The organism is Thermodesulfobacteriota bacterium (genome assembly GCA_040757775.1).
Taxonomy (GTDB): Bacteria; Desulfobacterota; UBA8473; order UBA8473; family UBA8473; genus UBA8473.
Genome location: JBFLWQ010000016.1, coordinates 23,891 through 35,924 on the forward strand (window position 1 = coordinate 23,891; position 12,034 = coordinate 35,924).

Below are 12,034 nucleotides of genomic sequence, written 5' to 3' on the forward strand. Positions count from 1 at the left end.
TATGAATGAAGAAGATATTACGGTAAAGAAACTTAGGGAGCAATTCCCAGATTCTATTCTAAATGTTTCTTTTTTCAGGGATGAGGCGACTTTTGTTGTCAAGAGAGAAGATATTTTGCCAATTGCCAGGTTTGTTCAGAGTGATGCAGATCTTTCCTACGATTTTCTCTCAGATCTTTGTTGTGTAGACTACTTGAAAAGAGAACCGAGATTTGAGATAGTTTATCATCTCTACTCGATAAAAAACAACAAGAGAGTAAGAATAAAGGCTTCCATTCCCAGTAACCAGCAGGTAGTTTCGTCTGTATGCTCTATCTGGAAAACGGCTGATTGGTTGGAAAGAGAATGTTACGATATGTACGGGATAGGTTTTGAAAGTCATCCTGACCTCAGAAGGATCCTGCTTACCGATGACTGGGAAGGATATCCTCTTCGAAAAGATTACCCTCTAAAAGGAAAATGATGGGTTAAGATGGTTCAGGGAGTCAGGGATCCAAGTGAGATGTTAAAAAACAAGGCACTTATTGAATCCCTGGAAAACAAACGCTTGACCCCTTGAATCCTCGAATCCTCTTCTCCAACTAAACTCATATTAAAACAACTCTATTTACTAAACGTATAATTATAAAGAGGTAAAAATGACAAGAACAGAAACTCTGATGATAAACATGGGTCCCCAGCACCCCAGTACCCATGGGGTACTGAGGCTTGTTTTGGAACTGGATGGAGAGGTTGTTGTCAAGGCAACTCCCCATATTGGATACCTCCACAGGGGGGTAGAGAAATTAGCGGAAAACAAGACATACTATCAGTGTATCACCCTTGTTGACAGGCTTGATTATCTGGCTGGAATGTCAAATAATCTGGCTTATGTATTAGCAGTGGAAAAACTTTTGGACATTAAGGTACCTGAAAGGGCACAGTATATTCGGGTAATCATGGCGGAGTTGCAGCGAATTGCCAGTCATCTCATCTGGTTGGGCACTCATGGCCACGATATAGGGGCTATGACCCCTTTATTTTATGCGTTAAGAGAGAGAGATGAAATCCTTTTTCTCTTTGAGATGGTATGTGGTGCTCGCTTAACACCAAGCTACCTGAGGATAGGGGGTTTGGCATTTGATTTGCCGGATGGGTTTGAAACAAAGACAATGGAATTTATCAGGACCTTCCCATCCAAGGTAGACGAATATGAGACGCTTCTCACTAAGAACAGGATCTGGATACAGAGGACGAAAGGAGTGGGAGTCTTATCTAGAGAGGATGCCATCAACCTTGGTGTTTCTGGACCAGTGATTCGAGGTTCAAATGTTAAGTGGGATATAAGGAAGTCCACTCCATATTCGGGTTATGAGAACTTTAATTTTATAATTCCCACAGGCAAAAACGGTGACTGCTACGATAGATATTTAGTCAGAATGGAGGAGATGCGCCAGAGTGCTGAGATAGTGAAGCAGGCACTTGAGACCCTGCCAAAAGGGGAGATAAATGCCCATGAACCAAAGGTAGTCTTGCCTCCAAAAGAGGGTGTTTACACTGACATAGCCTCCCTCATTCATCATTTCAAGATTGTAAGTGAGGGGTTCAATCCGCCGGTTGGTGAAGTATACGTCAGTATAGAATCTCCCAAGGGAGAACTGGGATTCTACATTGTCAGTGATGGAACGAATAAACCCTATCGATTAAGGATCAGACCCCCGTCTTTTATCAATCTGGAAGCCCTCCCAGCGATGGTTGAAGGAAGGCTCATAGCTGATGTAATTGCGGTTATTGGCAGTATAGATATAGTCCTTGGTGAGGTTGATCGATAGGGCTCTCAAAGTATGAGAGGTGGATTCTGGAAGACCAGGAATTACAGAGTTTTGTTGACAAATACCATGTGTTTCGGTGCATCCAGTGCGGGAAGTGTTCCGGAGGGTGCCCGATGCTCAGAAAATCCCATTTCAACATCAGGAAATTCATCTATGACACCTTTGATAAAGATGCTGCAAAGGTTGTATTTGAAAGAGAAGGCATATGGGATTGTACAACGTGTTCTGCCTGTTTGAAAAAGTGTCCCAAAGGGGTAGATACTACGGGAATTGTTATGGGATTGCGCGGTCTTATGGTAGAGGATGGAAGGATACCTCCTCCCGTAAGAGATGCCTTAAAAAGCATAGCCATACACAAGAATCCATGGAAGATTTCTGCTGAAGAAAGAGCCAGATGGGCGGAGGGACTTAATGTAAAAAATATTTCTGAAGGGGGAGATATCCTATACTATGTGGGTTGTACACCTGCTTATGATGCACGACTTCAAAAAGTAGCAAGGGCAATTGTTGAGATATTGAATAAGGCAGGAGTGGATTTTGGCATCCTAGGAAATGAAGAAGGGTGTTGCGGAAGCGAGATAAGAAGGATGGGGGATATATGGACTTTTGAATATCTGGCAGAAGAAAACATTGAAATATTCAAAAAATACAATGTCAAAAAGGTAGTAACAACATCTCCTCACTGCTACAATGCGTTTAAAAACGAATATAAAGGTGCCGACTTTGAAGTTCTACATTATACAGAATTGGTTGCCTCTCTTATAGAAAAAGGTCGACTTTCATTTACCCACCAAATAGACAAAACCGTTACCTATCATGACCCCTGTTTTCTAGGCAAGCAGAACGGCGTCTTTGACCCTCCACGTAAAGTACTTACGAGTATTCCTGGAATAAAACTTGTAGAGATGGATAGGGCAAGAGAGAGAAGCCTTTGTTGTGAAGGTGGCGGTGGAAGGATGTGGGTAGAATCCGAGGATTCGGAAGATAGACTTGCAAAGATAAGGGTTGGAGAGGCTATGGATGTGGGTGCTCAAATATTGGCAACATCATGCCCTTTTTGTCTTCTGACTTTGGAAGATGTAGTGAAGACAGGTGATCTGGAAGAATCCATTAAAGTCATGGATATTGCGGAGATAGTTAAAGAGGCATTGTGAGGGTAGTAAGCAGGAAGGAATGGAAACGGTAGAGATAAGGATTGGGGTATATATATGTCATTGCGGGATAAATATTGCCTCTACAGTTGATGTGGATCGCGTAAGGGATAGTATATCTCAACTGCACAATGTTATTGTCAGCAGAGATTTTAAATATATGTGTTCCGATCCCGGCCAGGAACTGGTGATAAGGGATATAAAGGAAAAAGGGCTTAACAGGGTCGTTGTTGCTTCTTGCTCTCCCAGGATGCATGAGCCTACCTTCAGAATGACCATTCAGCAGGCTGGACTTAACCCCTATTGTCTGGAGATGGCAAATATAAGGGAACAGTGCTCATGGGTTCATGAAGACAGGGAATACGCTACTGAAAAGGCAGTGAAACTCGTATCTGCAGCGGTTGCAAGAGTATCGCTCCTTGAACCCCTGGAAGAGAAAGAGGTGGAGGTTAGACCACAGGCATTGGTAATGGGGGGAGGGATAGCGGGGATTCAGGCATCTTTAGATATAGCTGATGCAGGTTTTAAGGTATATCTGGTTGAAAGAGAGCCCTCCATAGGCGGTCACATGGCACAACTGGACAAGACTTTTCCTACCCTGGATTGCTCAGCGTGTATCCTGACCCCGAAGATGGTTGAGGTAGAACGCCATCCCAATATAGAGCTATTATCGTATTCAGAAGTGATAGAGGTGAGTGGTTACATAGGCAACTTCCATGTGAAGGTAAGGAGAAAGCCAAGGTATATCGCAATGGACAAGTGTACTGGCTGTGGGATGTGCGCTGAGGCATGCAGGATGAAGGGCAGGATTATTTCTGAATTCGATGTGGGTATGGGAAAAAGATCGGTACCATATATACCTTTTCCCTATGCTGTTCCTTCTAAGTACACTATAGACCCTGAAAATTGTTTGTTTATCACAAAAGGAAAGTGCGGAAAATCCCCTGCATGTAAAGATGCCTGTTCCTCAGATGCTATAGATTTTGAACAAAAGGAAGAGATTGTAGAACTGAATGTGGGAACGATAGTGGTGGCGACAGGTTTTGATCTCTTTGATGCCCGAGAAAAACCAGAGTATGGATACGGTTTATACGATAACGTTCTATCGGGGTTGGAGTTTGAGAGGCTTGTGTCCTCCAGTGGACCTACACAGGGGAAGATTGTTATCGGTGGCAAAGAGCCAAAAAACGTTGTTTTCGTTCAGTGTGTAGGATCCAGGGATAAGAGTGTCGGGAATGAGTATTGTTCAAGGGTTTGCTGTATGTATACTGCCAAGCAGGCCCACCTTATACATGAGAAGTTGCCCGATGCAAAATTAACGGTATTCTATATGGATATAAGGGCATTTGGTAAAGGTTATGAAGAGTTCTATGACAGGGTGAGAGAAGAGGGTGTCAGGTATATCAGGGGAAATGTCTCCGAGATAATAAAGAAAGGAGACCGATTGTTGGTAATGGCAGAGGATACCCTCCTTGGAGAGCCGGTTGACATAGAAGCCGACCTGGTAGTATTGGCAACGGGTATCGTTCCCAGGAGGGACGTAAAGGAAGTGGGGAATCTGCTGAAGATATCCCAATCCCCGGACGGTTTCTTCCTTGAAGGTCATCCAAAGATGCGCCCGGTTGACACCGCCACCGATGGCATCTATCTTGCGGGATGTGCTCAGGGCCCTAAAGATATTCCGGATACGGTTGCACAGGCAAAGGGTGCTGCATCTTCCGCAATGACAAAGATGGCTAAGGGCAGGGTAAAAGTGGAGGTGACCACTGCCAGTGTAGATGAGTTTGTTTGCCGCGGCTGTGGCAGATGTGTCGAGGTATGTGAATACAGTGCCCCCAACCTGGAAGAGGTGGAGCCGGGTATTTTGGTTTCCCGAATAAACGATTCCATTTGTAAGGGCTGTGGCGCGTGTTCTGTAGCCTGCCCTTCAGGGGCTATATCTATGAAGCATTTTAAGAACGAGCAAATCCTGTCGCAGATAGCGGCGGTAATATAAAAAAGTTGACTAAGGACTGTCGAATGAGCGCAGAATTCGAACCAAATATAGTTGGTTTTGCATGCAACTGGTGTTCCTATGCTGGAGCTGACCTTGCCGGCACATCCAGGATGAAGTATCCCCCGAACATAAGGATAATCAGGGTGATGTGTTCGGGTAGGGTGAGCCCTGCCTTTATTTTAAAGGCTTTTCAGATGGGGGCAGATGGTGTTTTGGTAACAGGCTGCCATCCGGGAGACTGCCACTACATAGCAGGTAACCTGAAGGCTGAAAGGACTATGGAAACCACCGGGAAGCTGATAGACGTTTTGGGTATAGGTGAAGAACGGCTTCGTCTGGAATGGGTATCGGCTTCTGAAGGAAGCAAATTTGCTGATGTAGTAACTGATTTTACCAATCATATTAGAGAATTGGGACCTCTTTCAGGAAAATCACAGGGATGAATTCCGAGGCTATTGTAAAGGAAACAAGGGCGTATCATTGTCTGGAATGCGGTGTGTGTACATCCAGTTGTCCGGTTGCAAGGGTTAACCCGTCATTTTCGCCCAGGCTGTTGGTAGAAAAGGCCCTTTTTGGATTCGGGGATGAGATTGTCAGAGACAGAGACCTGTGGTCCTGCCTGGTTTGTGGGAGATGTACAAGCCGTTGCCCTTCTAATGTAGACTATCTCAATTTTATAAAAGAGATGAGAATAGAGGCATTAAAACTAGGACAAAAAGGTCTTTTTTCCCATGATGGGATATTGAATACCATGATGGAACTTCAACTAATGAATCTCCAGCAGAAAAGGACCTCCTGGATTACCGATGACCTTGAAGTTGCCGATGAGGGTGAATACTTCTATTTTGTTGGATGTCTGCCCTACTTTGATATTGTCTTTGGCGAAGGAGGGTACTGTGACGTTGGTCAGAAACCTACGGAGAGGGCAAGGAATACCGTAAGGATACTCAATAAGATGGGGATAAAGCCTGTTGTAAGCAATGATGAAAGGTGTTGTGGCCATGACCTCTTATGGAATGGGGATTTAGAAGGATTTCGAAGGTTGGCTGAACTCAACCTGAAGACTATAAAGAAGAGTGGAGCCAAAAAGGTCATTTATCTTTGTCCTGAAGGGTATATGACCCTAAAAAAGGATTATCCTTTATATATGGGAGAACAGGATATAGAGGTTGTCCAGTTGTACCAGCTCCTTGCAGATGAGTTGAAGAAAGGGAGGTTGAACTTTGTTGAGAATAGTTCGGATAATCCTGTCAAAGTTACCTTTCATGACCCGTGTTCCTTGGGAAGGATGTCTGGAATATATGAAGAACCCAGGGAGATACTATCCTGTATCCCTGGTATAGAGCTCGTAGAGATGGAGAGAAACAGGGCTGATGCCCTATGCTGTGGTACAAGTGGATGGGTTAACTGTTCCAGCTGCTCCAAGCAGATTCAGACAGAAAGGCTTAAAGAGGCAGAGACTACAGGAGCGGATGTTCTTCTTACAGCATGTCCCAAGTGTGGAATCCATCTTAGTTGCGCAAAGTATAACAGCGACATAAAGATTGAAATTAAGGATATTACTGATTTAATAGTGGAAAAAATGGCATGATGGGAGATATTGATATGACCAAAAACGTCCTCGTGATAGGGGCGGGGATTGCAGGTATTCAGGCATCTCTGGATCTTGCTGATGCTGATATCAAAGTCTATTTGGTGGAGAGGGAACCAAGCATAGGCGGAAAGATGGCGCAGCTTGACAAAACCTTCCCCACAAATGACTGCGCCATCTGAATACTTTCGCCAAAGCTGCTGGATGCAGGCCGACACACCAACATAGAACTCCTCGCTTACAGTGAAATAGAAGAAGTTACGGGTCAGGCAGGCGATTTCAAGGTTAAGATAAAAAAGAAGGCACGGCTTGTTGATGAGAGCAAGTGCATTGCTTGCGGCCAGTGTGCTGAGAAATGCCCCAAGAAAGTACCTGATGAGTTCAATATGAAGCTTGGCAAAAGAAAGGCCATATACAAGCACTTCGCTCAGGGTATCCCTTCCGTATATACCATAGATAAAGAAAGCTGTATAAGGATTAAAAAAGGGGCGGGGAAAAAGAAAAAACCCTGCGGTTTATGTGCGGATGTTTGTCCTGCAGGTGCAGTCGATTTTGATCAGAGCGATGAATATATTGAAATTAACGTAGGGGCAATTGTCTTAGCAACCGGGTATGACCTGTTTGATCCTTCTGGATTAAGTCAGTACGGTTATGGGAGGATCAACAATGTGGTTCTCAGCCTGGAATATGAGAGGCTTATGAGTGCCAGCGGTCCTACACATGGCCATATTAACAGGCCATCCGATGGGAAATTGGCGAGGAAGATAGGGTTTATCCAGTGCGTTGGAAGCAGAGACCTGAGAAACAAGAGTTACTGCTCAAATTTTTGCTGTATGCACTCAATCAAGGAGGCCATCCTCACAAAGGAGCACGACACAGAGGCGAAGGTTTATATATTTTACAACGATCTGAGGGCTATGGGAAAGGGTTTCCATCAGTATAGAATACGCGGTGATAGACAGTACGGTATTCAGTACATCAGGGGCAGGGTTGGGGAGATAACGCAGGATCAGGAAGGGAATCCCATAATATGGTACGAGGATACAAGAGAAAGTAAGGTAAAAAATCTGACTGTGGATATGGCTGTTCTTGCTACGGCTTCTGTGCCTAGCGCAGGAATCGAAAAGTTAGCCAATATCCTGGGTGTCAATCTTGATGAAGATAGTTTTATCAGGTCAGATCCGATTCACCCTCTGATGACCTCGGTACCTGGGATATTTACCTGTGGAGCATGTCAGTGTCCCATGGATATCCCTGAATCGGTTGCCCAGGCCAGTGGGGTAGCATCAGCGGCAGCAGAGGTTGTATTGTCGGCTGCTCTATAGGAGCAATATATTGGAAGATGTAAGGATAGGCGTCTTTGTATGTGATTGTGGTTCAAATATTGCCGGGTTTTTAGATGTCCCGAAGGTAGTAGAGTACGCAAAGACCTTGCCTCATGTGGTTTTTGCCAAGGAAAATCTCTATTCGTGTTCTGAAACCGGGATAACAGAAATCAAAGATAGCATAAAAAAACATGCATTAACACGGGTTGTAGTTGCCTCCTGTACCCCAAGAACTCATGAACCCACCTTTAGGCTTGCGTGTGAAGAAGTTGGCATGAACCCATTTTATTTTGAGATGGTCAATATAAGGGAGCAGTGCAGTTGGGTCCATATGCAGAACATGGAAGATGCAACAAACAAGGCAAAAGACCTGGTGAGAATCGGTGTTGCCAAGGCAGCACTCCTGGATGCCCAGGATTTCATAATCGCTGATGTGAATAAAAAAGCGCTGGTCATTGGCGGAGGTATTGCAGGGCTTACGGCAGCTATTGCCTTGAGTCGTAGGGGATTTGAGGTAGCCCTGATAGAAAAAGAGAAAGAATTAGGGGGAAGGCTCAGAGATCTCTATATGCTCTATCCATCCGGTTTGAAGGCTTCGGAATTGATAGGGAAAAAGATTAAAGAAGCCACGTCAAGCCACTTAGTTGAAATTCATACTTCAAGTGTTATAAAGAGTGTACGGGGATATGTGGGAAACTATGAAGTGGACATAGAAACCGGTGGGCAAGATGTCCATTTTAATTGTGGTATCATCATTGTGGCAACAGGTGCTTCTGTCCTGGAACCCAGGGGGCTTTACAACTACAATGGTCAGAATATAATAACCCAGCTGGAACTGGAGAAGAGGTTAGCAAAGGGGAAGATCAAGGCTGAGAATGTTGTGATGATCCAGTGTGCAGGTGCGAGAACTGAGGAGAGGAACTACTGTTCAAGAACGTGCTGCATGACGGCAATCAAGAACGCAAATCTGCTGAAAGAAAAAATGCCGGACACGAAAGTTTTTGTCCTCTATCAGGATATGCAGTGTTACGGACTTGAAGGTGAAGCCCTTTTCCGTAAATCAAAGGAAATGGGGGTAATATTTATCAATTATGATCCAGGTAATCCACCAATTGTGGGAGATAAAAGTGTAAAGGTATACCATCGGTTGATGGGAAGAGATATGGAAATAAGATACGATCTGGTAGTCTTATCAACCCCTATGATCCCCGGAGAGGATACCGATGCCCTTTCCAGATTGCTGAGAGTCCCAAGGGATGAGAATGGTTTCTACCTTGAGGCACATGTGAAACTAAGACCCCTGGATTTTGCTACTGATGGGATATATCTGTGCGGAAGTGCTCATTGGCCTGCCGATACCCGGGAAAGCATTTCCCAGGCTCTTGGTGCTGTTTCAAGGGCATCAATCCATTTGGCAAGGGGTTCTGTCAAGGTTGATCCTATAGTTTCAACCCTGGCAGACGAAGATCTGTGTAAGGGGTGTGGTCTCTGTGCCGCTTTGTGTCCCTATGGAGCTATAGAAATCATTGATACCCCTAAGGGCAAAAAAGCCAGTATGATCTCTGTGGCATGTAAAGGCTGCGGGGTCTGTGGAGCTACCTGCTATCATAGAGGAATCAAGATGAACCATTTTACCAATGAACAGATTAGTGCCCAGATAGCAGCCGTTGTGGGTAATTAGTGGAAAATGGAAAAGGTAGATACAAATGCCTGAGGATAATAAAATAAAGATATTAGCGTTTGCCTGCACCTGGTGAGGCTACGGAGCTGCTGACTTCGCCGGTGTGGCGAGGATGCAATATTCTCCCGATATCCGTACCATACGGGTCATGTGTACGGGAAGAATCGATCCTTTTATGATCCTCGATGCCTTCCTTTGTCGGGTTGATGGTGTCCTCATCCTGGGTTGTAAGGATGGTGAATGCCATTACGTTACAGGGAACATGGAGGCTAAAAACAAGATAGATATGACAGGCCGCTTGCTGAAAATCATCGGTATTGACCAGAATAGAATCCAGTTTGGGCAATTGTCCTCTGCCGAGGGGGCTCGTTTTGTTGAATTGGTGGAGAACTTTACCAGAAGGATAAAAGAAATAGTTAATTTGGAAACCGAGATAAAAGAGGGTAAGGAAGAGTTGAAGTTCAGGCTTGAGGCGGCAAAGGCAGCGGTTGAGGGTGGAAAGCTGAGATGGATTATTGGGAAAAAGACAGAATTCATGGCTATAGGAAACAAATATGGGGAGACGTTTACCCGACATGAGATAGACAGGCTTTTAGATGGGGTAATCATGGATGAAGTTGTGGTAAGGGAGATACAGTTACTATTGCAAGAAATGCCGTTGTCGGTTAAACAGATTTCGGAAAGGCTGAAGATACCTTCTAACAGGGTTTTGAGGTACATAGCTGGTTTGAGGAGAAAGGGTGTTGTGGGGCTGGAGAGAGTAGATGGAACCTCTCCATTATATGGTTTGCAGGAATGAGGTTTCTCAATTGGGGAATAAGACTGTACTGATAATAGGTGGTGGACCGGCTGGTATACAGTCAGCGTTGGAGCAGGCTGAATCCGGTAATACGGTGTATTTGGTTGAGAATACTGCAGGTATTGGTGGTGAGAGGCTCTTGTATGATGAGGACTCAAAGACTGTGGATTTTGTCTCTCCGGATCTGGAAAAGGTTAAGAATAATAAAAATATCAGGATAATTACCAATGCAGATATAGAAAAGGTTGAAGATGATAACGGTAAATTCGGTATCAGGATAAAAAAAAGGGCTATCAGAGTCATCGAAGAAAAGTGCAACGATTGTAAAGCCTGCATTAAGGTATGTCCGGTAAATCTCTGGGATGATGAGGATCAGGGATTATCATTTAGAACAGCCATAGATTTTTTTAATCATGTAGACCCTTCCTACAATATAGTCAAAGAGGCACCTGTCTGTCAGAGGGCATGCCCGGTACACCTGGATATCAGAGGATACATTGGTTTCATCGCCGACGGTAAATTTAAAGAATCTCTTGCCCTGATTAAAGAGGTACTTCCTTTCCCATCTATATGTGGACATATATGTCCACATCCATGTGAAGAGGAGTGCAATAGGGGAAAGGTAGATTTTCCCCTTTCCATACGGGATTTGAAGCGTTTTGTTGCCGATATCGACTTGCAAGATTCCTGCAAATCCAAGCCGGGAATGGTGGTAAGGGGAGCAAATAAGGGGAAAAAGGTAGCCATAATCGGTGCAGGACCGGCAGGGCTTGCCTGTGCATATGATCTGGCTTTGCTTGGTTATGGTGTGACTGTCTTTGAGGCTTTGCCCAGACCAGGGGGGATGCTAGCTGTGGGCATTCCCGATTATAGATTGCCCAGGGATGTCCTGGAAAAGGAAATAGATGCAGTAAGTGCACTGGGGGTGGAGATCAGGTGCAATACGGTTATTGGTAAAGGCTTAAGTCTTGATGATCTCTTTGAGAAAGGTTATGAAGCTGTTTTTATCACTGTGGGTGCTCACAAGAATCAGGAAATGAGGATACCCGGTGAAGATGCCCTGGGAGTTATTCCAGGGGTTACCTTTCTTCGAGATTTGAATCTTGGAAATCCTGTTGATGTGGGTGGAAGGGTAGCCGTAATCGGTGGAGGTAATGTGGCTATTGATTCTGCCAGGTGTGCTCTTAGATTGGGTGCAAGGGATGTAACCATACTCTACAGGAGATCGAGGCAGGAAATGCCGGCAAGTGATGAAGAGATAGAGGCAGCCCTGGAAGAAGGGATTAAGATAGAATACCTGGTTGCCCCTCTGCAAGTATTTACTGCAGATGGTAAAGTGGCAAGTCTCAGGTGTATGAGGATGGAGTTGGGGAAACCTGATGCCTCAGGGAGGAGAATGCCGATACCAGTTGAGGGTTCAGAGTTTGATATAGAGTTGGACACGTTAATACCTGCTATAGGGCAGGTTCCCGATATATCTTTCCTTGGTGAAAGTTCTGAGATTGAGTTGACAAAGAAGGGGACAATAGCTGTCAATCCAGATACCCTGGAAACAAGTAGACCAGGGGTTTTTGCCGGTGGTGACTGCCAAACCGGACCTAAAATAGCCGTTGAGGCTGTAGCAGCCGGCAAGAAAGCAGCCGTATCCATTGATAAATATCTCAGAGGGAAATGACTGGT

Annotated in this window: 10 protein-coding genes and 2 pseudogenes; all 12 read left to right on the plus strand. The window is 44.8% G+C overall.

Translation table 11 applies throughout. The annotated features are described in order from the left end of the window. The first annotated feature begins 1 nt into the window (after position 1). The 12 genes and pseudogenes from AB1401_10435 (at position 2) to AB1401_10490 (ending at position 12,029) form a co-directional block, all read left to right on the plus strand. Positions 2 to 463 carry an NADH-quinone oxidoreductase subunit C gene (locus tag AB1401_10435; GenBank protein MEW6615869.1) on the plus strand — a complete coding sequence of 154 codons (462 nt, stop codon included), beginning with the start codon at positions 2 to 4 and terminating at the stop codon, positions 461 to 463. A gap of 175 nt (positions 464 to 638) precedes the next feature. Beyond that, a complete protein-coding gene (gene nuoD, locus AB1401_10440; protein MEW6615870.1) occupies positions 639 to 1,811 on the plus strand; it encodes an NADH dehydrogenase (quinone) subunit D in 1,173 nt (390 codons plus the stop codon). 68 nt (positions 1,812 to 1,879) lie between these two features. Further along, entirely contained in the window at positions 1,880 to 2,965 is a 1,086-nt protein-coding gene (locus AB1401_10445) for a (Fe-S)-binding protein (GenBank protein MEW6615871.1), read from the plus strand. A 19-nt stretch (positions 2,966 to 2,984) separates the two neighbouring features. Then, the gene (locus tag AB1401_10450) at positions 2,985 to 4,958 is read left to right on the plus strand and encodes a CoB--CoM heterodisulfide reductase iron-sulfur subunit A family protein (protein MEW6615872.1); all 1,974 of its coding nucleotides are present in this window, start codon (positions 2,985 to 2,987) and stop codon (positions 4,956 to 4,958) included. Positions 4,959 to 4,981: 23 nt separating this feature from the next. Beyond that, positions 4,982 to 5,401, plus strand: coding sequence for a hydrogenase iron-sulfur subunit (locus tag AB1401_10455; protein ID MEW6615873.1), 420 nt, complete (start codon positions 4,982 to 4,984; stop codon positions 5,399 to 5,401). Next, positions 5,398 to 6,549, plus strand: a complete 1,152-nt coding sequence (locus AB1401_10460) for a (Fe-S)-binding protein (GenBank protein ID MEW6615874.1) — start codon at positions 5,398 to 5,400, stop codon at positions 6,547 to 6,549. Before AB1401_10455 ends, AB1401_10460 begins: the two co-directional genes overlap by 4 nt. Before the next feature lie 14 nt (positions 6,550 to 6,563). Further along, positions 6,564 to 6,731 (plus strand): FAD-dependent oxidoreductase, encoded by a 168-nt coding sequence (locus AB1401_10465; protein MEW6615875.1) that lies wholly within the window; start codon positions 6,564 to 6,566, stop codon positions 6,729 to 6,731. Between the two features lie 108 nt (positions 6,732 to 6,839). Beyond that, positions 6,840 to 6,917, plus strand: a pseudogene (locus AB1401_10470) (4Fe-4S binding protein). A gap of 18 nt (positions 6,918 to 6,935) precedes the next feature. Beyond that, positions 6,936 to 7,874, plus strand: coding sequence for a hypothetical protein (locus tag AB1401_10475; GenBank protein ID MEW6615876.1), 939 nt, complete (start codon positions 6,936 to 6,938; stop codon positions 7,872 to 7,874). Between the two features lie 10 nt (positions 7,875 to 7,884). After that, complete coding sequence (locus AB1401_10480) at positions 7,885 to 9,555, plus strand: CoB--CoM heterodisulfide reductase iron-sulfur subunit A family protein (protein MEW6615877.1); 1,671 nt, start codon at positions 7,885 to 7,887, stop codon at positions 9,553 to 9,555. Positions 9,556 to 9,646: 91 nt separating this feature from the next. After that, positions 9,647 to 10,354 (plus strand): annotated as a pseudogene (locus AB1401_10485) (hydrogenase iron-sulfur subunit). Then, positions 10,320 to 12,029: an FAD-dependent oxidoreductase gene (locus tag AB1401_10490; protein MEW6615878.1), complete on the plus strand. Its 1,710-nt coding sequence runs from the start codon at positions 10,320 to 10,322 to the stop codon at positions 12,027 to 12,029. The pseudogene AB1401_10485 and the gene AB1401_10490 overlap by 35 nt, the downstream one beginning before the upstream one ends. The last annotated feature ends 5 nt before the right edge of the window (positions 12,030 to 12,034 follow it).